The organism is Escherichia sp. GZ89, assembly GCF_019366485.1.
Lineage (GTDB): Bacteria > Pseudomonadota > Gammaproteobacteria > Enterobacterales > Enterobacteriaceae > Escherichia > Escherichia fergusonii.
In genome coordinates, this window is sequence record NZ_JAEOHX010000009.1 from 59,252 (window position 1) to 82,557 (window position 23,306).

Consider the following 23,306-nt stretch of genomic DNA (forward strand, 5'->3'; position numbering starts at 1 on the left):
ATGACCAGGTGTGAGCGACTTATTTTTCTACTGCGTTGTCAATTTTCTCTTCTGCCTTCCAGATGCGGTATTTCACATCCACATTGTCCGGGGTATACACCACGATAGGCAGCTTGCTGTTGTAACGCAGCATTCCGGCATCGCCCAGATACGCGGTGACAAATTTCTTCTCTTTCTTGCCATCCGGGCAGGCCATCATCGTGGAAACCGGCGAGCTAACTTTATCAAAGACATAATAATCATAGCCCCAGCCTTCCAGCGTTTTGCTTTCCAGCTTCCCGCCAAGACGATGTAAATTGCAATCGACTTCCAGCGTCTGACCGATTAACAGTTCTACTTTCAGGGTAGATTCATCTACTTGCGGGGTTAACTGAATCACCTGACGCTTCATGCCTTTTTCAGCTTGCGGATAAGGCGCGATTTTTTCCAGTGGCTGGACGCTCTCTGCCGCCCAGGCGGAGGTGGTGGCGAAAGCGGCAAACAATACTGCAGGTAGAATGGTCTTCATTTTTGCTTTCCTTCTTCATTTATAGGTTTTCACCGATGATGTCGTTGAAGGTTAACATATTCATCGTATTTATTAATTTGCTTTATGAATAACTTAAAGAATATTCAGACAGTTTTACCTAATCTATTGGTGTTATATGCTTCTATTAAATTTCAAGGTAGGAAATTATTTGGTTAAATGCGCGCTATATAATTAGATGCCTAACCATATGAAATGTGAGTAAAATCGCATTTTTGCTTCCTTTACTGCTGCTCTTTTGATCCGACAACATGTTTTACCCCGATCGGGGTATGCATCTTTGACACAACCTTTTATATCTTAGCGGGCATAAAAATAGCTTATTAGTTGTGTGGTTTATTTGCTCGCTCTCAATTTTCAGAGCGCGTTAATGTTGGAAGGTCAATGTGAAGATTGATGCATCCCGTCGGGGCATACTCACTGGTCGCTGGCGCAAAGCCAGTAACGGTATCCGTCCGCCCTGGTCAGGTGATGAATCTCATTTTCTGACCCATTGCACCCGCTGTGACGCCTGTATTAATGCTTGTGAAAACAACATTCTGCAACGCGGCGCGGGCGGCTATCCGAGCGTTAATTTCAAAAACAACGAGTGCAGCTTCTGTTATGCCTGCGCGCAAGCTTGCCCCGAATCGCTATTTTCTCCGCGCCACACCAGGGCCTGGGATTTGCAGTTCACCATTGGGGACGCGTGCCTGGCGTATCAGTCAGTTGAATGCCGCCGCTGTCAGGATAGCTGTGAGCCAATGGCAATTATCTTTCGCCCGACGCTCTCCGGGATCTACCAGCCGCAACTTAATAGCCAACTTTGCAACGGATGTGGAGCATGTGCAGCCAGCTGTCCGGTATCAGCCATAACTGCGGAGTATCTCCATGCACACTAACTGGCAAGTTTGCAGCCTGGTCGTGCAGGCCAAAAGCGAACGAATTTCAGACATCAGCACCCAACTGAACGCCTTTCCCGGCTGTGAAGTCGCTGTCAGCGACGCGCCGAGCGGTCAGTTGATTGTGGTGGTGGAAGCAGAAGACAGCGAAACGCTGATCCAAACCATTGAGTCAGTACGCAACGTAGAGGGCGTGCTGGCGGTGTCGCTGGTTTATCACCAGCAGGAAGAGCAAGGTGAGGAAACACCATGAAACTCAGTCGTCGTAGCTTTATGAAAGCTAACGCCGTTGCGGCCGCTGCGGCGGCTGCCGGTCTCAGCGTGCCGGGCGTTGCCCGCGCCGTTGTTGGTCAGCAGGAAGCCATTAAATGGGATAAAGCACCATGCCGTTTCTGCGGTACTGGTTGTGGCGTTCTGGTCGGAACGCAGCAGGGGCGTGTGGTGGCCTGTCAGGGCGACCCGGACGCACCGGTTAACCGTGGTCTGAACTGCATTAAGGGCTATTTCCTGCCCAAAATCATGTACGGTAAAGACCGTTTGACGCAGCCGCTTCTGCGTATGAAAAACGGTAAATATGACAAAGAAGGCGAGTTCACCCCAATCACCTGGGATCAAGCCTTCGATGTGATGGAAGAAAAATTCAAGACTGCCCTGAAAGAAAAAGGGCCGGAATCGATCGGTATGTTCGGTTCTGGTCAGTGGACTATCTGGGAAGGTTATGCCGCGTCCAAGCTGTTCAAAGCGGGCTTCCGTTCGAACAACATCGACCCGAACGCGCGTCACTGTATGGCGTCGGCGGTAGTTGGCTTTATGCGTACCTTTGGTATGGATGAGCCGATGGGCTGCTATGACGACATCGAACAGGCTGACGCGTTTGTGCTGTGGGGCGCTAACATGGCGGAGATGCACCCGATCCTCTGGTCGCGCATCACCAACCGTCGTCTCTCTAACCAGAACGTCACCGTGGCGGTGCTTTCTACCTACCAGCATCGTAGCTTCGAGCTGGCGGATAACGGCATCATCTTTACGCCACAGTCTGACCTGGTGATCCTGAACTACATCGCCAACTATATCATTCAAAACAACGCGATAAATCAGGACTTCTTTAGCAAACACGTTAACCTGCGCAAAGGGGCGACCGACATCGGCTACGGTTTACGTCCGACCCATCCGCTGGAAAAAGCAGCAAAGAATCCAGGTTCTGACGCTTCCGAGCCGATGAGCTTTGAAGATTACAAAGCCTTCGTTGCCGAGTATACGCTGGAAAAAACCGCTGAAATGACCGGCGTGCCGAAAGACCAGCTAGAACAACTGGCGCAGCTGTATGCCGATCCGAACAAGAAAGTCATCTCCTACTGGACGATGGGCTTTAACCAGCATACCCGTGGCGTGTGGGCCAACAACCTGGTCTACAACCTGCACCTGCTGACTGGCAAAATTTCTCAGCCGGGTTGCGGTCCGTTCTCCCTGACCGGGCAGCCTTCTGCGTGCGGTACTGCGCGTGAAGTCGGCACCTTTGCTCACCGTCTGCCTGCGGACATGGTGGTGACCAATGAGAAACACCGTGATATCTGCGAGAAGAAGTGGAATATCCCGAGCGGCACCATTCCGGCGAAAATCGGTCTGCACGCGGTGGCACAGGACCGTGCGCTGAAAGACGGCAAACTGAATGTTTACTGGACCATGTGTACCAACAACATGCAGGCCGGGCCGAACATTAATGAAGAGCGTATGCCGGGCTGGCGCGATCCGCGCAACTTTATCATCGTTTCCGATCCGTATCCGACAGTCAGTGCGCTGGCAGCCGACTTGATCCTGCCGACCGCAATGTGGGTAGAAAAAGAGGGGGCTTACGGTAACGCCGAACGCCGTACTCAATTCTGGCGTCAGCAGGTACAGGCACCGGGCGAAGCGAAATCGGATCTCTGGCAGTTAGTTCAGTTCTCCCGCCGCTTCAAAACTGAAGAAGTGTGGCCGGAAGAGTTGCTGGCGAAGAAACCGGAACTGCGTGGCAAAACGCTGTATGAGGTTCTGTATGCTACCCCGGAAGTGAGCAAATTCCCGGTATCCGAACTGGCAGAAGATCAGTTGAACGATGAATCCCGCGAGCTGGGCTTCTATCTGCAAAAAGGGCTGTTCGAAGAGTACGCATGGTTTGGTCGCGGTCACGGTCACGATCTGGCACCGTTCGATGACTACCACAAAGCACGCGGTCTGCGCTGGCCGGTGGTGAACGGTAAAGAAACGCAGTGGCGTTACAGCGAAGGTAACGACCCGTACGTGAAAGCGGGCGAAGGCTACAAGTTCTACGGTAAACCGGATGGCAAAGCGGTGATCTTCGCACTGCCGTTCGAACCGGCGGCGGAAGCACCGGATGAAGAGTACGATCTGTGGCTATCTACCGGGCGCGTCCTGGAGCACTGGCACACCGGCAGTATGACTCGCCGTGTACCGGAACTGCACCGTGCCTTCCCGGAAGCGGTACTGTTTATTCATCCGCTGGATGCGAAAGCGCGCGATCTGCGTCGTGGCGACAAAGTGAAAGTGGTTTCTCGCCGTGGCGAAGTGATCTCGATTGTTGAAACGCGCGGTCGTAACCGTCCGCCGCAGGGCCTGGTGTATATGCCGTTCTTCGACGCCGCACAGCTGGTTAACAAACTGACGCTGGATGCGACCGATCCGCTCTCGAAAGAGACGGACTTCAAGAAGTGCGCGGTCAAACTGGAGAAGGTGTAAGCCATTATGTCCCGGTCAGCGAAACCTCAAAATGGTCGCCGCCGCTTTCTGCGCGATGTCGTTCGCACAGCTGGTGGGTTGGCTGCCGTGGGTGTGGCGCTGGGGTTACAACAGCAAACCGCACGCGCATCTGGTGTGCGGTTGCGCCCGCCCGGAGCCATAAACGAGAACGCCTTTGCCAGTGCCTGCGTACGTTGCGGTCAGTGTGTTCAGGCTTGCCCTTACGACACCTTAAAACTGGCGACACTGGCCTCTGGCCTGTCGGCAGGTACGCCGTACTTTGTCGCGCGGGATATTCCTTGCGAAATGTGTGAGGACATTCCGTGCGCCAAAGTGTGCCCGAGCGGTGCGCTGGATCGAGAGATCGAATCGATCGACGACGCGCGGATGGGGCTGGCGGTACTGGTGGACCAGGAAAACTGTCTCAACTTTCAGGGGCTGCGCTGCGATGTTTGTTATCGCGAATGCCCGAAAATTGATGAGGCCATCACCCTGGAACTGGAGCGCAACACACGTACCGGTAAGCACGCCCGTTTTCTGCCAACGGTTCACAGCGACGCCTGTACCGGCTGCGGTAAGTGCGAAAAAGTATGCGTGCTGGAACAACCGGCAATCAAGGTGTTACCGCTGTCACTGGCGAAAGGGGAGTTAGGTCACCATTACCGCTTCGGCTGGCTGGAGGGGAACAATGGCAAATCGTAAACGTGACGCCGGGCGCGAGGCGCTGGAGAAAAAAGGCTGGTGGCGCAGTCACCGTTGGCTGGTGTTACGTCGCCTTTGTCAGTTCTTCGTGCTGGGGATGTTTTTGAGCGGTCCGTGGTTTGGTGTGTGGATCTTGCACGGCAACTACAGCAGTAGCCTGTTATTCGACACCGTTCCACTGACCGATCCGCTGATGACGCTGCAAAGTCTTGCCAGCGGTCATCTGCCTGCCACGGTGGCGTTGACCGGTGCGGTGATTATCACCGTGCTCTACGCCCTGGCAGGAAAGCGATTATTTTGCAGCTGGGTCTGCCCGCTGAACCCGATTACCGACTTAGCGAACTGGTTACGCAGGCGCTTTGACCTCAATCAGTCTGCGACGATCCCACGCCACATTCGCTACGTGCTGTTGGTGGTCATTCTGCTGGGATCGGCCTTAACCGGCACACTCATCTGGGAATGGATCAACCCCGTTTCTCTGATGGGGCGCAGCCTGGTAATGGGCTTCGGCAGCGGCGCGCTGCTTATTCTCGCGCTGTTTTTATTTGATCTACTGGTCGTTGAACACGGCTGGTGCGGGCACATTTGTCCGGTTGGTGCGCTGTATGGCGTATTGGGTAGCAAAGGTGTGATTACCGTTGCGGCCACCGATCGGCAGAAATGTAACCGCTGTATGGATTGTTTTCATGTTTGCCCGGAACCGCATGTGCTACGTGCCCCGGTGCTGGATGAACAAAGCCCGGTGCAGGTCACCAGCCGCGATTGCATGACGTGCGGTCGCTGCGTGGATGTCTGTTCTGAGGATGTATTTACAATAACTACACGATGGAGTTCGGGAGCGAAATCATGAAAAGCCATGACCTGAAGAAAGCGCTGTGTCAATGGACGGCGATGCTGGCCCTGGTGGTGAGCGGCGCGGTTTGGGCGGCTAATGGCGTCGATTTTAGCCAGTCGCCGGAAGTATCCGGGACGCAGGAAGGGGCCATTCGGATGCCAAAAGAGCAGGAACGGATGCCGCTGAACTATGTGAATCAGCCGCCAATGATCCCGCATAGCGTTGAAGGTTATCAGGTAACGACCAATACCAACCGCTGCTTGCAGTGCCACGGTGTCGAAAGCTATCGCACCACTGGCGCGCCGCGCATCAGTCCTACTCACTTTATGGACAGCGACGGCAAAGTGGGCGCGGAAGTGGCTCCACGTCGTTACTTCTGTCTGCAATGTCACGTACCGCAGGCTGATACCGCGCCAATCGTGGGGAATACCTTTACCCCGTCAAAAGGTTACGGGAAATAAGAGGTTATTATGGGAAATTCTGACCGTAAGCCTGGTCTGATTAAGCGCCTGTGGAAATGGTGGCGTACCCCCAGCCGTCTGGCGCTGGGTACGCTGCTGTTGATCGGTTTTGTTGGCGGTATCGTCTTCTGGGGCGGCTTTAACACCGGGATGGAAAAAGCTAACACTGAAGAGTTTTGCATTAGCTGCCACGAAATGCGTAACACGGTGTATCAGGAATACATGGATTCCGTGCATTACAACAATCGTAGCGGCGTCCGTGCGACCTGCCCTGATTGCCATGTCCCGCACGAGTTTGTGCCGAAGATGATCCGTAAACTCAAAGCCAGTAAAGAGCTGTACGGCAAGATTTTCGGTGTCATTGATACACCGCAGAAGTTTGAAGCACATCGTCTGACGATGGCGCAAAACGAATGGCGGCGCATGAAAGATAACAACTCGCAGGAGTGCCGTAACTGTCACAACTTCGAGTATATGGATGCAACTGCCCAGAAATCTGTCGCTGCAAAAATGCACGACCAGGCAGTAAAAGCTGGGCAAACCTGTATCGACTGCCATAAAGGGATTGCACATAAGCTGCCTGATATGCGCGAAGTTGAGCCAGGTTTCTGACAAGGTAAAGATGAGTGGTAATGCTTGAAGCCAGAGGTTTGCTCTGCGAGCGTGATGAACGAACGTTGTTCAGTGATTTATCGTTTTCCCTGAAAGCAGGGGAGTGGGTGCAGATTACCGGAAGTAACGGTGCGGGGAAGACGACACTTCTCCGCCTGTTGACAGGGTTATCGCGCCCTGACGCAGGCGAGGTTCTCTGGCAAGGGCAGCCCTTGCATCAGGTACGCGACAGCTACCATCAAAACCTGTTATGGATAGGCCATCAGCCGGGGATCAAAACCCGGCTGACGGCGTTGGAAAATCTGCACTTTTATCATCGCGATGGCGATACCGCACAATGTCTGGAAGCCCTGGCGCAGGCCGGGCTTGCCGGATTCGAAGATATTCCGGTAAATCAACTTTCTGCCGGGCAACAACGCCGCGTCGCTTTAGCGCGTCTGTGGCTGACCCGTGCCACGTTATGGATACTCGACGAGCCTTTTACCGCGATTGACGTTAACGGCGTCGATCGTCTGACCCAGCGTATGGCGCAGCATACGGAGCAGGGGGGGATTGTGATTCTGACTACCCACCAGCCGCTCAACGTTGCTGAAAGTAAAATTCGCCGCATTTCACTGACGCAAACGGGGGCCGCATGATGTTCTGGCGCATTTTCCGTCTTGAGCTGCGCGTAGCGTTTCGCCATAGCGCCGAAATCGCCAACCCGCTGTGGTTCTTCCTGATTGTAATTACCCTTTTTCCGCTCAGTATCGGTCCGGAGCCGCAACTGCTGGCGCGTATTGCGCCGGGCATTATCTGGGTTGCCGCGCTGCTTTCATCCTTGCTGGCACTGGAACGACTGTTCCGTGACGATTTGCAGGACGGCAGTCTTGAACAATTGATGTTGTTGCCGTTACCCTTGCCCGCCGTTGTGCTGGCGAAGGTGATGGCGCACTGGATGGTAACAGGTCTGCCGTTACTCATCCTTTCGCCTCTGGTAGCAATGCTACTGGGAATGGATGTTTATGGCTGGCAAGTGATGGCGCTGACGCTGCTGCTGGGAACCCCAACGCTTGGTTTTCTCGGTGCACCGGGCGTGGCGCTGACAGTGGGACTTAAACGCGGTGGTGTGCTGCTCAGCATACTGGTGTTACCGCTGACTATCCCATTACTCATCTTTGCCACCGCCGCGATGGACGCGGCTTCGATGCATTTGCCCGTTGACGGGTATCTGGCAATTTTAGGCGCGTTGCTGGCAGGCACCGCGACATTAAGTCCTTTTGCGACGGCGGCAGCGTTACGAATCAGCATTCAATAACGCTGGATTACTGATTTTTGTTCGAGTCTGGTATCGAAACTATGTGGAAAACACTGCATCAACTGGCGATCCCACCACGGCTGTATCAAATCTGTGGCTGGTTTATACCGTGGCTGGCAATTGCCAGTGTGGTCGTGCTTACCGTCGGCTGGATCTGGGGATTCGGCTTTGCTCCTGCTGATTATCAGCAGGGAAATAGCTATCGCATTATCTACCTGCATGTGCCTGCGGCGATCTGGTCGATGGGCATTTATGCATCAATGGCGGTGGCAGCGTTTATTGGCCTGGTCTGGCAGATGAAAATGGCCAACCTGGCGGTGGCGGCGATGGCCCCCATTGGTGCCGTGTTTACCTTTATTGCCCTGGTTACCGGCTCTGCATGGGGAAAACCGATGTGGGGCACCTGGTGGGTATGGGACGCACGCCTGACCTCTGAACTGGTGCTGCTGTTTCTGTATGTTGGTGTGATTGCCCTGTGGCACGCCTTCGACGATCGCCGTCTGGCAGGCCGTGCGGCAGGTATTCTGGTGCTGATTGGCGTGGTGAACCTGCCGATTATTCATTACTCCGTGGAGTGGTGGAACACCCTGCATCAGGGATCTACGCGGATGCAGCAAAGTATTGATCCAGCGATGCGTTCGCCGCTGCGCTGGTCGATTTTTGGTTTCCTGCTGCTGTCTGCCACGCTGACGCTGATGCGGATGCGTAATTTGATTTTGCTGATGGAAAAACGCCGTCCGTGGGTGAGTGAACTGATACTAAAAAGAGGCCGTAAATGACCCCTGCATTTGCTTCCTGGAATGAATTTTTCGCAATGGGCGGTTACGCCTTTTTTGTCTGGCTGGCGGTGGTGATGACCGTTATTCCGCTGGTGGTTTTGGTCGTGCACTCGGTGATGCAGCATCGCGCAATTCTGCGTGGCGTGGCGCAACAGCGGGCGCGTGAGGCGCGTTTACGTGCTGCGCAACAGCAGGAGGCTGCATGAATATTCGCCGTAAAAACCGTTTGTGGATTGCCTGTGCCGTGCTGGCGGGGCTGGCGCTGACTATCGGCCTGGTGTTGTATGCGCTGCGCTCGAATATCGATCTTTTTTATACGCCGGGGGAAATTCTCTACGGCAAGCGTGAAACTCAACAGATGCCGGAAGTCGGTCAGCGTCTGCGCGTTGGCGGGATGGTAATGCCGGGTAGCGTGCAGCGCGATCCGAATTCGCTAAAAGTAACGTTCACCATTTACGACGCTGAAGGTTCAGTAGATGTCTCTTACGAAGGCATTTTGCCGGATCTGTTCCGTGAAGGGCAGGGCGTTGTGGTGCAGGGCGAACTGGAAAAAGGCAATCATATCCTTGCGAAAGAAGTACTGGCGAAACACGATGAAAACTACACGCCGCCAGAAGTCGAGAAAGCGATGGAAGCTAATCACCGTCGCCCGGCGAGTGTTTATAAGGGCCCAGCATCATGATGCCAGAAATTGGTAACGGACTGCTGTGCCTGGCGCTAGGAATTGCGCTGTTGCTGTCCGTGTATCCGCTATGGGGCGTGGCGCGCGGGGATGCGCGCATGATGGCTTCTTCGCGCTTGTTTGCCTGGCTGCTATTTATGTCTGTGGCTGGCGCATTTCTGGTGCTGGTCAATGCTTTCGTGGTGAATGACTTTACTGTCACCTATGTTGCCAGCAACTCCAATACCCAGCTTCCGGTGTGGTATCGCGTGGCGGCAACCTGGGGTGCGCATGAAGGCTCGCTACTGCTGTGGGTGCTGCTGATGAGCGGCTGGACCTTTGCGGTGGCGATTTTTAGTCAGCGTATTCCGCTGGATATTGTGGCCCGTGTACTGGCGATAATGGGGATGGTCAGTGTCGGCTTTTTGCTGTTCATTCTCTTTACCTCTAACCCGTTCTCACGCACGTTGCCGAACTTCCCGATTGAAGGGCGCGATCTTAACCCGCTGTTGCAGGATCCGGGGCTGATCTTCCATCCGCCTCTGCTTTATATGGGGTATGTCGGTTTCTCGGTGGCGTTTGCTTTCGCCATTGCTTCTTTGTTGAGTGGACGTCTGGACAGCACCTATGCGCGTTTTACCCGTCCGTGGACGTTGGCGGCGTGGATTTTCCTGACGCTCGGCATTGTGCTCGGTTCCGCATGGGCCTATTACGAACTCGGCTGGGGCGGCTGGTGGTTCTGGGATCCGGTAGAAAACGCCTCGTTTATGCCGTGGTTGGTGGGTACTGCGCTGATGCACTCGCTGGCGGTCACTGAACAGCGCGCCAGCTTCAAAGCGTGGACATTACTGCTGGCAATCAGTGCCTTCTCGTTGTGTCTGTTGGGGACTTTCCTCGTGCGTTCCGGCGTGCTGGTATCGGTACACGCGTTTGCGTCTGATCCGGCGCGCGGTATGTTTATCCTCGCCTTTATGGTGCTGGTGATTGGCGGTTCGCTGCTGCTGTTTGCCGCGCGTGGACACAAAGTTCGCTCACGCGTAAACAATGCGCTGTGGTCGCGGGAATCTTTGCTGTTAGCGAACAACGTTTTGCTGGTCGCCGCAATGCTGGTGGTGTTGCTGGGGACGCTGCTGCCGCTGGTGCATAAGCAACTTGGGCTGGGCAGTATTTCGATTGGTGAACCGTTCTTCAACACTATGTTTACCTGGCTGATGGTGCCGTTTGCGCTACTGCTTGGTGTCGGTCCACTGGTGCGCTGGGGGCGCGATCGCCCACGTAAAATCCGCAATTTATTGATTATCGCTTTCATCTCTACGCTGGTGTTGTCGCTGATAGTGCCGTGGCTGTTCGAAAGCAAAGTTGTGGCGATGACGGTGCTCGGCCTGGCAATGGCCTGCTGGATTGCAGTGCTGGCCATTGCGGAAGCTGCGCTGCGTATTTCACTCGGCACGAAAACCACCTTTAGTTATTGGGGCATGGTGGCGGCTCACCTGGGGCTGGCGGTAACAATTGTTGGTATTGCCTTTAGCCAGAACTATAGCGTTGAGCGTGATGTGCGCATGAAGTCCGGCGATAGCGTCGATATTCATGAATATCACTTCACCTTCCGTGATGTCAAAGAAGTGACTGGTCCGAACTGGCGCGGCGGTGTGGCGACTATCGGCGTAACGCGAGATGGCAAGCCGGAAACGGTGCTGTATGCGGAAAAACGTTATTACAACACAGCCGGGTCGATGATGACCGAAGCAGCGATTGACGGTGGCATCACGCGTGACCTGTACGCAGCGCTCGGTGAAGAGTTGGAAAACGGTGCGTGGGCTGTGCGCCTTTACTACAAACCGTTTGTTCGCTGGATTTGGGCGGGCGGGCTGATGATGGCGTTGGGCGGGCTGCTGTGCCTGTTTGATCCTCGCTATCGTAAGCGCGTAAGCCCGCAAAAAACTGCGCCGGAGGCTGTATGAAGCGCAAAGTATTGTTAATTCCTTTAATTATCTTCCTGGCGATTGCTGCAGCGTTGCTGTGGCAGCTGGCGCGTAATGCCGAAGGGGATGATCCGACCAATCTGGAATCGGCGCTCATTGGCAAGCCGGTGCCAAAGTTTCGCCTCGAATCGCTGGACAATCCTGGTCAGTTTTATCAGGCGGACGTGCTGACCCAGGGCAAACCGGTACTGCTCAACGTCTGGGCGACCTGGTGCCCGACCTGCCGCGCGGAACATCAATACCTGAATCAGCTTTCTGCGCAGGGCATCCGAGTCGTCGGCATGAACTATAAAGACGATCGCCAGAAAGCGATCAGCTGGCTGAAAGAGCTGGGTAATCCTTATGCGTTAAGTCTGTTTGACGGTGACGGCATGTTAGGGCTGGATCTGGGTGTCTATGGCGCGCCAGAAACGTTCCTTATCGACGGCAATGGCATCATTCGCTATCGCCATGCGGGCGATCTCAACCCCCGCGTCTGGGAAGAAGAGATCAAGCCGCTGTGGGAGAAATACAGTAAGGAGGCCGCACAATGAGGTTTTTATTGGGCGTGCTGATGCTGATGATCTCCGGCTCAGCGCTGGCGACCATCGACGTGTTGCAGTTTAAAGATGAGGCACAGGAACAACAGTTTCGTCAGCTTACTGAAGAACTGCGCTGCCCGAAATGCCAGAACAACAGCATTGCCGATTCCAACTCGATGATTGCCACCGACCTGCGCCAGAAAGTGTACGAACTGATGCAGGAAGGTAAAAGTAAGAAAGAGATTGTCGATTATATGGTGGCGCGTTACGGCAACTTCGTCACTTACGACCCGCCGTTAACGCCGCTGACCGTGCTGCTGTGGGTGCTACCGGTGGTGGCTATTGGCATTGGCGGTTGGGTCATTTACGCCCGCTCGCGGCGTCGGGTACGCGTGGTGCAGGAAGCGTTTCCTGAACAAAGCGTGCCGGAAGGTAAGCGTGCCGGATATGTTGTTTATCTGCCGGGTATTGCAGTCGCGTTAATTGTGGCTGGCGTCAGCTACTACCAGACCGGCAATTATCAGCAGGTGAAAATCTGGCAGCAGGCCACGGCACAGGCTCCGGCGTTGCTGGACAGAGCGCTGGATCCGAAAGCCGATCCGCTCAACAAAGAAGAGATGTCCCGCCTTGCGCTGGGGATGCGTACCCAACTGCAAAAAAATCCGGGAGATATAGAAGGCTGGATTATGTTGGGCCGCGTTGGCATGGCGCTGGGTAACGCCAGTATCGCCACCGATGCATACGCCACTGCGTATCGCCTCGATCCGAAGAACAGTGATGCCGTACTCGGATACGCTGAAGCGTTGACTCGTTCATCTGATCCCAATGACAACCGCCTGGGTGGTGAACTGCTACGCCAGTTAGTAAGAAGCGACCACAGCAATATCCGTGTGTTAAGCATGTATGCGTTCAATGCCTTTGAGCAGCAGCGATTTGGCGAAGCCGTTGCCGCGTGGGAGATGATGTTGAAACTCTTACCTGCCAACGATACTCGCCGTGCGGTGATTGAACGTAGTATCGCTCAGGCGATGCAGCACTTATCACCACAGGAGAGTAAATAAGAACAAGCCCGATAGGAAATCCATCGGGCTATTTTTTTATTATATTCCGCGATGTTGCAGGAACAGAATGGTGGCCGCCACACGGGAGCGGACATTAAGTTTACGCAGTAAGTTGCGGATATGTACCTTTACTGTCTGCTCGGAAATATTCAGTGCCGAGGCAATCTGTTTATTGGATAAACCTTTCGCCAGTTCGTGTAATACATCAAGCTCACGTTCTGTAAGAGTGCTGAACGGATCATCTTTTGAACCAAAGCGTTCACGTTCGCGCAGATATTCACTGACGCGGGCGCTGAATACTTTTCCACCGTTCGCCCCTTTTTGAATCGCGGCCAACAGACTTTCCGGCTCACTGTCTTTCAGTAGATAGCCATCTGCACCCGCATCGATTAACGCATAGATATCGCTGGCAGAGTCAGAAACAGTAATGATGATAATTTGTGCCGTCACGCCATCCCGGCGTAGAGCATTGAGGGTATCCAGACCACTCATACCCTTCATGTTCAGATCCAGCAGGATCAGATCAAGATCAAGGCGATTAGCCAGATCGATCGCGCTTGCGCCATCGCCTGCTTCGGCGACCACTTCAAATGCCGGGTCCAGTTCCAGTAATTGACGAATTCCTCGTCGCATCAGTGGATGATCATCCACGATCAGCACCTGAAAAGGTGTTGTTTCAGGCATATTCATCTCCTGAGTAATTATTAGAATCGTTATTGTTTATGGCGTGAAAATCAGCATGATTAATTATGCTGACGAGACCAGGAATTTTACCCTATTTTCCTTATGGGTAAGTAGTAAAAATTGTTTATTAACACAGCAGAATATCAAGTTTTTCATCTATACCGGTGAAAAACTATTTCAAGTAGAAGAGGGGAAATCTTTGAAGGGCTATTAATGCAAAACCGGGCTTAATTACCAAAGCCCGGCAGAACAAGTCTGTTATTTGCTCAATTGGCGCATGGTATCGTCAATGGCGGTAATTAACAGCATTTGCGGATCTTTTGCACAAGCCTGATTCAGTTTTTCTACGACTTTGTTGCTCAGTTCCGGGGATTGTTCAATTTTCAGGTTTCTGCTGGTGACGCTGGCATTACCCATCACGGCTACAACTTCAGACACATAAGCGCTATCAGTTTTAGCCAGTTCATTGGCATCTGCACAGGTCATATACGCTTCTGAAGGCAGTCCGTTTTTAATGTCATAATTCTGCGCAAAGGTCATTGGCGCAAAAATAAATAAGCCCGCTAATAATGCTACTTTTTTCATAATCATTCCTCAGTTCATTTTGCCAACAATGGCACCGCCGGCACCGCCAATTACTGCACCTTTAATTGCGCCTTCCAGACCATTACCGATCAGAACGCCAGCAACAGCACCGAGAGTTGCGCCAACTTTGGCCCCTTTACGGGCTTTTTTTCCGTCTTTTCCTTTTTCTGTCACGGCACCAACGCCAGCGCCAACAGCGGCACCCTTCAGTACACCGTTAACGCCATTTCCCGACAACAGACCAACACCGGCACCTAATAATGCACCTTTAGAAGTTCTGCTCAGATCGGCGTGAGCCTGAAAGGAAAAAAATAAAGCTGATATAAGCCCTAAAGCTAACGTATGTTTCTTCAAATTAGATGACCGAGGTTTAGATGAAATATCCATGCAGGGTTCTCTTCTTCATTAAAATTAAGTAAAGAACGTCTGGTAATGCGCTTTGATAAACGCAGAACCAATGGTAACGATGCGGAATTAATCCTGTATAAGAATACTCTTAAACGATAATTAATATATTATGCTCAGTAAACTTTTAAATAGGGTGCTAATTTTTAATACCAATAACATTATTTGATGATGAGGGATAGTTGATGCTTTATGGCAATATGTGATTAGGCGTGATTGATTATGTTATTTATTTGTTGGTGTTTTTTAGAAGTATTTATTAATTTAAGGTAGTTCTCAATAATATTTTTACTTTCTCCACCAAATAAGGGAATTTACAGAGACCAGGAGCCTGACACTGTTGTTGTTAGCTCAAACACGTGGCAGTTTTCGCCCGGTGACTCCCCAATAATTCCCCGCACAAAAAACAGGCATAAAAAAACCAACCGCAATGGGTTGGTTTTCTTGGGATTTCACGAGAGTAGTTTAATTGATTCTGTAACTGCATGATTTTAAAGATGTAGATTGATTGAGTTTTGAAATCGTATATCTAAACGTATAACTAAAATGATTTGCTGCAAAAATGTACAGCTTTAACCGTTACCATTTTCCGGCTATCCGCTATGAAGCTGGCTGGTGGATGAGCACGGATAACCTGACATCTACAGCCGCCTTAAAAAGCTGAACCCGACAAGCATATCGGCATCATGCCCACCTGCGTGACGCATTTTTTTAATTGCGCGGGCGTAAAAATTTGACGGGGCGGACAGTTCCATAAGTAATGGATTGCAGGAATTTCGCCCCCCTCCTGAATGCAATTTTTCGTATATATATACAAAACCACCCGTCCCACCCGTCCCACCTGTCCCGCTAGCACCTAACAAATTGATTTTGTTAGAAATAAATTAGGTAAGGTGGGACAAGTCTAGGCTGTTTTGGGACAAGTTGGGGGGAGGTGGGACAAGTCGAGCGAGTGAATCAAGCCGTGTTAGCGCGGTAAACCGACTGTGCCGCCGCAATTTTGCGTTGTCGGGAGGCCACCGTAACAGCCACCATACGCGCACAATCTTCGGTGGTAACGCAATCCAGACGTGCGCAACATCCCCAGATAGGTAAATCATTACCTAGCACAGCTAATTGCGCCAGAATCGATTACAGCGCGTTTCTGTGGCATTCCAGAACGGCTATCACTAGCGTATTGATATGTAATCCGCATATGAGTTTAAGCAACAAAATGATCCCTTTTCGAAAAAGGGACTAACCGTTTTTTCCGAAATGATCCGTTGCTGATTTTGTAACTTATTGTTTTGTATATGTAATTTTAAATTTGGTAGGGTTATAAATAGGGGGTGTTTTTGTCAAGAATTGTAAATAATGCTTATTTGTTGCTCTTTGTTTGTTTGTTTTCTGTTCGTTAATGGGGGGTCATTTTGCACTTTTTGGGGGATCATTTCGGAGGGGGTGGGGCTGGCAACACGCCAGCACCCTCGATGCGTTTGTGTTTAGCAGTACTCCCAGTCTGTGGCTAGTAGACTCTCAGGAGATAGCGTAACGCTATCCTCTGTGACGGGATTCAACGCAATCAAATCGTTTCCGCGCCGTTCGAGAAAGACGATGTACGGAAGATGCCAGGCACTGCGGCGAGCTGGCACGCGTCGGCCTGGCTGCAACTTGTCAAGAATATCCACCAGCGAAACGTTCATGTGATTCAAAAAACTCCTGAAACGCTCTACAACTCAATAACACAAAAATAATGCAGAACTGCCACTATAAAACTTTGTCTGTCTGGTAGTTACGCCAGACAGATTTTGCGATTTCTATCCCCATATCCGCCTGTGTGCGGTTTGCTGCCTCTCTCAAGCCCCCGAAATTATCCAGCATGACGGGCGAACGTGCTGCCTTGTGGATACATTCCGCGCGACGCTTTACTGCCTGTTCGCGCTCCTTATCGGTGTTCACCTGTTGCATGATCTCAGCCCATCGGGTCGCCGCTCTCCGGTACAGGCCTTTAGCCTCCAGATCTTCCGCTTTACTGTCGTGAATCATACTCATACGCCAGCTTGTTCCTTGTTCGACTTACGTTTGCGCTTCTCTTTCAGTGCCATCAGTCGTGCTTCCGCGTCCTGCTGTTCCTGTTGTGTCACCTCACCGCATGGCTGGCAATTCAGATCGTAACGCACGCCACCAGCCATTAAGGCACGGTAATAACCCGGAGAATGAGCATAAGATGCTAGCGCCGCACGTAATGCCCCTGACCCAAAAGCCAGCGCCCTGACGGCAATATCCTGTATCAGGTCTTCAAATATCCCTACCTTAAGCGGCTTCGGTGATTCCAGGCTGAATAATTCAGGCCATAGTTCAATAAGACGGTTAACGCGCCTGCGGTTTTTGCCCTGGCGTTTGGTCATATGCCGCCACGGTGTCGCCCCTGTGGGCTTCTGTTTGCGGCTCTGCGGTGCGTTCTGATTGCCGGGTATCACTTTATGCGCTGATGTGGTTTTATCCTGCTGCTGTGTCGTCTGTGTCTTTTTCTGTGGTATGCCGTAAATGCCTTTCGGTTTTCTGCTAATAGTCAGTGTAGTCATTATTTGTTAGCCTCTGTTAGTGAATCCACTGGCAGTTAAAATGGTATTTCGTCCTCATATGGGGCATCCTGCAGGCCCGTCTGCTGCTTTGCCCTGTTCAGTGCGTCAGTAGCCTGCCCTTGCTGTCCTTTCCTGCCTCCTGGTCGTACGGTTCGCGCACTGATTACGCTGTCTGCGATGACCTGCCAGCCCTGTCGCATTTCCCCGTTCTGGTCTGTCCACTGGCTTATCTGCATGTTACCCGCCACGCTCACCAGTTCGCCTTTCTGGTGTTTTGCCAGCGCATCGGCCTGTCTGCCAAACGCCAGGACGGATAACCACATCGTCGCTGTTCCGTCATATGCCTGACTGCACGGAAGGGGAACAGCCATACTCACCAGCGCCATTGGTGTTCCCTTGCTGGTGGTCTTTAACTGCGGGTCAGCCACCAGCCGCCCGTAAGCTGATATTTGTGCCGTCATATTGTCTGCTCTCTGGTTTTAAATGTTGGTTGGATTTTTAATGTCCACCAGCCAGGTAAAAATAACGCCTGCTGACTTGTCCCAAAATGCTCCTAACTTGTCCCAAAATCACCTTAACTTGTCCCGCTCTTGTCCCACTTTTTCTGATGTAACCCAGTATAATTCAGTGTGTTATGTGTGTTTTTCACAGGTTGGGACAGGTGGGACAAGAGTTTTTATACCTACACGCGAGAGATTAACCACCTTCATCATCATGATCCTGTGCAAGTAAAAGGCCGTACACCCTTAGTCGTGCCCCCTTCATGTGCTTAAGACGTGGTGTTCTGATTTGCCATCCTTCCCCGCTGGCTGGCTTTTTCAGCATTCCGGCTTCGTGAAGGGCTCTTGCTACGGCATCCTTGTTAAATCCCTTCGCCACATGCGATTTAAATGGCTCCGGCAGGACGTAAAACAAAACAGGCTCACCGTAACGCCCCTCGCTTTCCCTGTAGCCGTACAGTTCTGAAATCGGCAGGCTTGCAGGGTCATAATTGACAGGCGCAAACCTGCTCATGCCGTAGGCAGTAAGAAATGCTTCTGCCTGTTCAATAATCTGCCTGTGTTCCTTGTTACCCGTGCCGAACTCCTTCACCCAGGCATTAAAGTTATGCTGAATGGCATCACGGCACGTCTGAACATTCCAGCCCGTAACATGACCGGACAGCACAAGCGCGGCCTCCAGTATGGCGAATCGTTCCCCCACGCGATGAACCTGTTCGCCGTAGCACTCCGGTATCAGGTTGCGCCACCGTTCACGACACGCCCTTACCGTGTCCTTAGCCTCCTGCTGGTGGGCTGCCAGCCATTTAACCCATTCACGACCCGCCGCCCCGTGGTTTTCTGTCCAGGCGGCTTTTAACGCGTCTGCGTGCGCCTTTCCTGTGCTGTATTCGTGATACTGCGTAGACTTCTCCATCGGCACGTTAAGCAGGCGGACAAGCTGCCCCGCTTTGACTTTTATCCCCTCCGTTTTGAGGAATGTCTCAACGTCCATTTCTCCGGTGCTGATTGCCACCGTGCGCCAGTGTTTGATCTCCCTGTTGCCGCCGTCCTTCGCCCCCTGTAATTTCCCCGAACCGTTAAACAGCGTATAAGCCGACGTGGACACCTCCCGTGCGTTTCCGGCTTGGCCTATTTCATCTAGGGGTAACAGCCCGTCGTTGTGTGCCTCTGCCTCGTTGGCGATACCTAACGCCGTTCCGTACCAGGTCAGCCGTTGCGCGTCCGGCTCTCCCCATAAACTTGATGCTATGTTCTGTGTGGTGGTTTTCCCTGCTGATGATTGTTCGAAAAGATGTACCCCGAAGCCGTCAGCGCCCACCAGCCCGATTAATGGTGCTGATAACGATACCGCCACACCCAGCATCATGGACGGATTACCACCAGCCAGTCGCGCCACGGTATCGCGCCAGCCCTCCGCCGTTCCTGCTACGGAATAACCATTAACGGCTGCCGTTTTTCCGGTAAACAGGATCGGTTTTTCAGACTCACCAATGACTGAACCGTCCGGCATGATGTACGCGCCAAAATGCCACCCCGTTGTTGTGCTTAACTGCCATTCCTCATGGTTTCCGCTTAACTGCATCCAGTCAGCCAGGATAGCCCTGTATTTGCCGTTTGTTGTCACGTTCAGGCCGTGATCTTTAAGCAACCGCCAGCCGTCACGGTCGCCAATGCCACCACACGGGATCGCCATTGTGATGGATTCATGGTTTGCCGGTTTTTTCCAGCGCATCACGCGGTAATGCTCTTTACCGATTGTTCCCGTTCCCAGTAGTTCAAGCGGGGAACATAACCACGTCTCAGGCCGGATAATTTCGCCTGATTGTTTGTCAACTTTGGGCGTTACCCAGAAAACACCATCGGCGCGACTTTCAACGCGGGGTTTTAATTCATCATCGCCCTGGCTTTCTGTGATTTTTTTCTTTAAGGGCAACACCAGACTTTCCCCGCGCTCGTATTCGTCTTTGAGGCGAGGCAACTGGTCGGATAAATCCGCCGGGCTGGTGTCAGTTATTCCCGCATATTCGTATACGGTCTTCACGCCAGCCACAGCCAGCAATGTGACGATCTGTGTAAGGCTACGTTCAGTGATGTGCCCTGCGCGGTAAACACGCACACACTGACGGCTATCATCAATAATCTGATAACCGGTAATATCTTTCAGGTGTTCATCTGACAGAACGACAGGCGGCACATTGTCGGCGGCAATATGCTTACCTGCCCATTCCTGCCACTCTTTCGCATGGCTCCACGCATCACTACCCGCAAAAATGATAACCTCCGTCATTTTGTCGGCTGGCTGGTGCTTTAAGTTCGGTGCGCGTTTCATTTCTTGCCCCCAGTAACCATCATTTCGCGGATTTTGCGGATGTATCTTGCTGCACGGTTCTGATTTACGGTTTCACGATGATCCACCAGCGTAAAATCACGCTGGAACTGATAAACAGGCATCACGCAGTCATATTTGTATCCTTCACGGCGGTAGGTAATGCGTCGTTCACTCACGCCCTTAATCATTACCGTGCTGCCGTATTTATCGCGGTAAATATCGCCGTGCATGAATTTAGGACGAGTTTTACCGCTGGCAGTAAAGCCAGAATTTTTTACTTTCATTTGTCGAATTACGTTTTGTTAAAGCTGAATTAATGAATAGTCGACACTTCAACTACGACACGGATCATCACCTGCGTGAACCCACAGCCGATTAACTCTTCTTTCAATATTTCTATAGCTGCACTAACGCAGGTGGCGTTCACGTTTTGCCGAATATCAATAACGTGGCCTTGATGATTTACAGCGCGTGCGGTTATCTGGAATCGCTTAAGCATGACTTACCCCCTGACGAATACGGGCAGCGAATACAGCAACACAGCCGGACGGGCAACGGTTACGCGCTTCCTGCTCGGTTGACGCCACGACGTGAACGACGCGGGAATCACTCGGATTAACGATGATAAAGCGCCAGATAAAGGCGTTCTGAGTATGTGCGAGGGCAGGGATAGTAGCCATTTGGCAGCCTCCTTTTGCGTTGGGATATACCCACCGCAGGAGGTGGTAAGCTCGCTGGCGGTGGACTGTACAGGGTTACCACAACTGGCGCAAAAGGAAACCAGCCTGACCGAAGTCAGCCCTATACAGCCCACCATTGATAAGGTGTGCGTGTGCGTCGATACAAAAAAAGACGCGTGGCGCGTCTGTATCGCCTTTTGCTTCAGCGGGGTGGTAATCCCGATCCCCGTTTTATAAGGGATTCGGTGAGTATATCCCGTTTTCCGGCTCATGTGGTCGGATGTGTTGATGGTATGTCCACCATACAAATTACTTTGCCCACCAGCCGCAAATGTGGCATTGTTAGCGATGCGTTCAAGTTTAATACATGTCCTCTGGCGGCCCTCTGCGGTCGCCTTTATTTTATTTGTAACAAGCATATTTCTTTTGTCGTTTAAGCTATGCGATTGTACGTTTCCGTTTAAAACGGAAGTGCGATTAGTTCAATTGATTCTTTCGTAAGGTTTGAACTGAATAATAACATCAGCCATATTTTTTATGGTTGAACGAAAACCTGCCCCTGTTTGGGCATTTTTGCCAGTATTCATAATGTTCTCTCTTAATTGTCTTGTTGCTTGATAGTAATCAGGCGAGCGTTAATCACGCTTACGCTTCGCGAGTTTCTCTCTCACGTTCTTTCAACCAAGCGAGCACCTCATCTTCATACCAGCCAATGCGACGCAGCCCGATACGGAATCCTTTGGGGAACCCGCCCTTGTTAATCATCTCCGTTAGGGTCGAGTCAGACTTGATGCGTAGCAAGGCCTTTACCTCTGGTCGTAAAAGAATAGCTCTCATCTTATTTCTCCTAAAGACAGCAAATATCACTTCTTGAATGAAAGTGACGGTAACCACATGAAGCATATAAAAAGAATACAAATCTATAAAAAAGTAAGTCAAGAGCCATTTGGCAAAAACTAATTATTTTTCTTCTAACTTTAAATAATGGGCGTTAGAAAGTTAAATGTATTTTTCTAACATAAAACTAAGCGGTTTAAATTGGCTCCAAATTGGCTCTTGGTTGGTGTCAATTAGGAACCAATAATTTTTAAATATTTTATTTTATTCCGCGTAATCCCCTGTGCCCGCTGGCGATGGTTGTTCCGGTTGCGGCTGCTTCCACAAAATTCCCCCACCAGCACATTAACACTTTACGTTTTTCCAGGTAGTTGCTTCGGTTGTATGCCCGTCTAACTTCGTTTGTGTCTACGTGGGCTAGTGCGGCTTCGATCACGTCAGGCTCAAATCCTTCCTCATTCGCCGCCGTGCTGAATATTGCGCGTAGTCCGTGAGATACCAGCACACCAGCGTAACCCATTCGCCGTAATGCTGCGTTTGCTGTCTGGCTGCTCATTGGTTGCACTGGATTTTTAAGACTTGGGAAAACATGCTCCCTTCGTGCGCTAATCGGCTTCATGGCTTCAAGCACTGCCATCGCCTGAGTGCAAAGAGGGATCACATGGTCACGGCGCATCTTCATGCGTCCGGCTGGTATCGTCCATGTTGCCGCCTCAAGATTGATTTCTTCCCACCGTGCGGCGGAGGCTTCGGCTGGACGGGTTGCGGTTAACAACTGCCACTCAATCAACAACTTGGTTTGTCGTTCTATGCTGGCAATCGTTAAATCGTTCATAAGTTGCGGCAACTGCTCTGGTCGAATAGTTGGCATGTGCTTTTTGGTGGGGGAAGGGAATGCCTTGCGGACGTTCGCGGCGGTGTTGATGTCAATCAGTCCACTGTTGGCAGCAAAATCCATCACTTCATTGATGCGCTGTAAAACGCGTTTCAGTGTTTCCAGGTTGCCACGCGCCTTGATGGGTGTGAGTATCTCAACAAAGCGGCGAGCGGTGAGAGTATCTATCGGTGTGTTTCCGATATACGGGAATACATATTTCTCTAGCGAGCGCCAGATGTCCTTGATCGTATTGTGGGCGAGATTCTGGTTTTTTTTCATTTCGTACCACGATGCGGCCACATTTTCGAACGTGTTGCCCTGTCGTCGAGCCTCTGCTTCGAGTTTTTGCCGTTCGTATTCCTGCGGGTCGGTTCCTGCCGCAATTAACGTCCTGTACTCGCTACGGCGTTTTCTGGCATCAGCCAGGGAGACTTCATCAAGCGATCCCAAACTAATGATTGTTCGTTTTTTGTTCGATGGTCGATAGTAGTTGAATCGCCATAGTTTCGAACCAGACGGCTTAATAACGAGAAAAAGCCCGCCGCCATCCTGTAAGGTGTATTCTTTTTCCGCTGGTTTAGCTGCTTTGATCTGTGTGGTGGTGAGTGGGGTCGCCTTTCTTGCCATACGTTTATGAATCCACGGGAAAAAACAGGTTCTAGTTATACGGATTTAGCTATGCGCCAGCCCGTATAACTAAACATATAACTAAAAAAAACGGCTGAAAACCACTGTTACCGTCGAATAACGATGACTAAAAACAATAAAAAAACCCGCTATTCAATGAA

At 51.6% G+C, this 23,306-nt stretch carries 29 protein-coding genes and 1 pseudogene; 15 read left to right on the forward strand and 15 right to left on the reverse strand.

Going from position 1 to position 23,306, the window contains the following annotated elements:
* Positions 1-19 precede the first annotated feature (19 nt).
* A complete protein-coding gene (gene eco / locus K0335_RS15070; protein WP_000849220.1) occupies positions 20-508 on the reverse strand; it encodes a serine protease inhibitor ecotin in 489 nt (162 codons plus the stop codon).
* 404 nt (positions 509-912) lie between these two features.
* Here eco and napF point away from each other — a divergent pair, with 404 nt between their 5' ends.
* The 15 genes from napF to ccmH are packed head-to-tail and all read left to right on the forward strand — an operon-like array spanning position 913 to position 13,054.
* Positions 913-1,407: a ferredoxin-type protein NapF gene (napF, locus tag K0335_RS15075; RefSeq protein WP_000686723.1), complete on the forward strand. Its 495-nt coding sequence runs from the start codon at positions 913-915 to the stop codon at positions 1,405-1,407.
* Positions 1,397-1,660, forward strand: coding sequence for a chaperone NapD (gene napD, locus K0335_RS15080; protein WP_000557378.1), 264 nt, complete (start codon positions 1,397-1,399; stop codon positions 1,658-1,660). Before napF ends, napD begins: the two co-directional genes overlap by 11 nt.
* The gene (napA, locus tag K0335_RS15085; protein ID WP_000778067.1) at positions 1,657-4,143 is read left to right on the forward strand and encodes a periplasmic nitrate reductase subunit alpha; all 2,487 of its coding nucleotides are present in this window, start codon (positions 1,657-1,659) and stop codon (positions 4,141-4,143) included. The genes napD and napA overlap by 4 nt, the downstream gene beginning before the upstream one ends.
* A gap of 6 nt (positions 4,144-4,149) precedes the next feature.
* Positions 4,150-4,845 carry a ferredoxin-type protein NapG gene (gene napG / locus K0335_RS15090; RefSeq protein WP_000091291.1) on the forward strand — a complete coding sequence of 232 codons (696 nt, stop codon included), beginning with the start codon at positions 4,150-4,152 and terminating at the stop codon, positions 4,843-4,845.
* Positions 4,832-5,695, forward strand: coding sequence for a quinol dehydrogenase ferredoxin subunit NapH (gene napH, locus K0335_RS15095; RefSeq protein WP_000013506.1), 864 nt, complete (start codon positions 4,832-4,834; stop codon positions 5,693-5,695). Before napG ends, napH begins: the two co-directional genes overlap by 14 nt.
* Positions 5,692-6,141 carry a nitrate reductase cytochrome c-type subunit gene (gene napB, locus K0335_RS15100; RefSeq protein ID WP_000835177.1) on the forward strand — a complete coding sequence of 150 codons (450 nt, stop codon included), beginning with the start codon at positions 5,692-5,694 and terminating at the stop codon, positions 6,139-6,141. The genes napH and napB overlap by 4 nt, the downstream gene beginning before the upstream one ends.
* Positions 6,142-6,150: 9 nt before the next feature.
* Entirely contained in the window at positions 6,151-6,753 is a 603-nt protein-coding gene (gene napC / locus K0335_RS15105; protein ID WP_000528370.1) for a cytochrome c-type protein NapC, read from the forward strand.
* A gap of 14 nt (positions 6,754-6,767) precedes the next feature.
* Complete coding sequence (gene ccmA, locus K0335_RS15110) at positions 6,768-7,391, forward strand: cytochrome c biogenesis heme-transporting ATPase CcmA (protein ID WP_002431439.1); 624 nt, start codon at positions 6,768-6,770, stop codon at positions 7,389-7,391.
* On the forward strand, positions 7,388-8,050 hold the full coding sequence (gene ccmB / locus K0335_RS15115) for a heme exporter protein CcmB (RefSeq protein ID WP_000971730.1): 663 nt from the start codon (positions 7,388-7,390) through the stop codon (positions 8,048-8,050). Before ccmA ends, ccmB begins: the two co-directional genes overlap by 4 nt.
* Before the next feature lie 41 nt (positions 8,051-8,091).
* Entirely contained in the window at positions 8,092-8,829 is a 738-nt protein-coding gene (ccmC, locus tag K0335_RS15120) for a heme exporter protein CcmC (RefSeq protein ID WP_001295447.1), read from the forward strand.
* On the forward strand, positions 8,826-9,035 hold the full coding sequence (ccmD, locus tag K0335_RS15125) for a heme exporter protein CcmD (protein ID WP_000186540.1): 210 nt from the start codon (positions 8,826-8,828) through the stop codon (positions 9,033-9,035). The genes ccmC and ccmD overlap by 4 nt, the downstream gene beginning before the upstream one ends.
* Positions 9,032-9,511: a cytochrome c maturation protein CcmE gene (ccmE, locus tag K0335_RS15130; protein ID WP_001026420.1), complete on the forward strand. Its 480-nt coding sequence runs from the start codon at positions 9,032-9,034 to the stop codon at positions 9,509-9,511. The genes ccmD and ccmE overlap by 4 nt, the downstream gene beginning before the upstream one ends.
* The gene (ccmF, locus tag K0335_RS15135; RefSeq protein ID WP_104919408.1) at positions 9,508-11,451 is read left to right on the forward strand and encodes a cytochrome c-type biogenesis heme lyase CcmF; all 1,944 of its coding nucleotides are present in this window, start codon (positions 9,508-9,510) and stop codon (positions 11,449-11,451) included. The genes ccmE and ccmF overlap by 4 nt, the downstream gene beginning before the upstream one ends.
* Complete coding sequence (dsbE, locus tag K0335_RS15140) at positions 11,448-12,005, forward strand: thiol:disulfide interchange protein DsbE (protein WP_000824439.1); 558 nt, start codon at positions 11,448-11,450, stop codon at positions 12,003-12,005. Before ccmF ends, dsbE begins: the two co-directional genes overlap by 4 nt.
* The gene (ccmH, locus tag K0335_RS15145) at positions 12,002-13,054 is read left to right on the forward strand and encodes a cytochrome c-type biogenesis thiol:disulfide oxidoreductase CcmH (protein ID WP_104919409.1); all 1,053 of its coding nucleotides are present in this window, start codon (positions 12,002-12,004) and stop codon (positions 13,052-13,054) included. Before dsbE ends, ccmH begins: the two co-directional genes overlap by 4 nt.
* A 39-nt stretch (positions 13,055-13,093) precedes the next feature.
* Here the strand turns inward: ccmH and narP are convergent, their stop codons facing one another.
* The 14 genes and pseudogenes from narP to K0335_RS15215 all read right to left on the reverse strand — a co-directional run bounded on the left by narP (position 13,094) and on the right by K0335_RS15215 (position 23,145).
* Positions 13,094-13,738, reverse strand: a complete 645-nt coding sequence (gene narP, locus K0335_RS15150; RefSeq protein ID WP_001115371.1) for a nitrate/nitrite response regulator protein NarP — start codon at positions 13,736-13,738, stop codon at positions 13,094-13,096.
* 258 nt (positions 13,739-13,996) lie between these two features.
* Positions 13,997-14,329 (reverse strand): YmgD family protein, encoded by a 333-nt coding sequence (locus K0335_RS15155; RefSeq protein ID WP_000605457.1) that lies wholly within the window; start codon positions 14,327-14,329, stop codon positions 13,997-13,999.
* A 3-nt stretch (positions 14,330-14,332) separates the two neighbouring features.
* Positions 14,333-14,677 (reverse strand): YMGG-like glycine zipper-containing protein, encoded by a 345-nt coding sequence (locus tag K0335_RS15160; RefSeq protein WP_219393919.1) that lies wholly within the window; start codon positions 14,675-14,677, stop codon positions 14,333-14,335.
* A 1,008-nt stretch (positions 14,678-15,685) separates the two neighbouring features.
* Complete coding sequence (locus K0335_RS15165) at positions 15,686-15,838, reverse strand: hypothetical protein (RefSeq protein WP_001384688.1); 153 nt, start codon at positions 15,836-15,838, stop codon at positions 15,686-15,688.
* Positions 15,839-16,474: 636 nt separating this feature from the next.
* The gene (locus K0335_RS15170) at positions 16,475-16,753 is read right to left on the reverse strand and encodes a PerC family transcriptional regulator (protein ID WP_047668756.1); all 279 of its coding nucleotides are present in this window, start codon (positions 16,751-16,753) and stop codon (positions 16,475-16,477) included.
* A gap of 2 nt (positions 16,754-16,755) precedes the next feature.
* Positions 16,756-17,292, reverse strand: coding sequence for a ProQ/FINO family protein (locus K0335_RS15175; protein ID WP_047668754.1), 537 nt, complete (start codon positions 17,290-17,292; stop codon positions 16,756-16,758).
* Positions 17,293-17,327: 35 nt separating this feature from the next.
* Positions 17,328-17,753: a single-stranded DNA-binding protein gene (locus K0335_RS15180; protein WP_048230356.1), complete on the reverse strand. Its 426-nt coding sequence runs from the start codon at positions 17,751-17,753 to the stop codon at positions 17,328-17,330.
* 235 nt (positions 17,754-17,988) lie between these two features.
* Entirely contained in the window at positions 17,989-20,124 is a 2,136-nt protein-coding gene (locus tag K0335_RS15185) for a DUF927 domain-containing protein (protein ID WP_032353618.1), read from the reverse strand.
* Positions 20,121-20,408, reverse strand: a complete 288-nt coding sequence (locus K0335_RS15190; protein WP_050010203.1) for a DUF4222 domain-containing protein — start codon at positions 20,406-20,408, stop codon at positions 20,121-20,123. The genes K0335_RS15185 and K0335_RS15190 overlap by 4 nt, the downstream gene beginning before the upstream one ends.
* Positions 20,409-20,437: 29 nt before the next feature.
* Positions 20,438-20,623 carry a hypothetical protein gene (locus tag K0335_RS15195; RefSeq protein ID WP_050010202.1) on the reverse strand — a complete coding sequence of 62 codons (186 nt, stop codon included), beginning with the start codon at positions 20,621-20,623 and terminating at the stop codon, positions 20,438-20,440.
* The gene (locus K0335_RS15200; RefSeq protein ID WP_004013533.1) at positions 20,616-20,804 is read right to left on the reverse strand and encodes a host cell division inhibitor Icd-like protein; all 189 of its coding nucleotides are present in this window, start codon (positions 20,802-20,804) and stop codon (positions 20,616-20,618) included. The genes K0335_RS15195 and K0335_RS15200 overlap by 8 nt, the downstream gene beginning before the upstream one ends.
* Positions 20,805-20,842: 38 nt before the next feature.
* A pseudogene (locus K0335_RS22635) lies at positions 20,843-21,223 on the reverse strand (hypothetical protein); the annotation flags it as partial.
* A 226-nt stretch (positions 21,224-21,449) separates the two neighbouring features.
* Positions 21,450-21,641, reverse strand: a complete 192-nt coding sequence (locus K0335_RS15210; RefSeq protein WP_047668755.1) for an AlpA family transcriptional regulator — start codon at positions 21,639-21,641, stop codon at positions 21,450-21,452.
* A 259-nt stretch (positions 21,642-21,900) separates the two neighbouring features.
* Positions 21,901-23,145 (reverse strand): integrase domain-containing protein, encoded by a 1,245-nt coding sequence (locus tag K0335_RS15215; protein WP_047668740.1) that lies wholly within the window; start codon positions 23,143-23,145, stop codon positions 21,901-21,903.
* Positions 23,146-23,306: the final 161 nt, after the last annotated feature.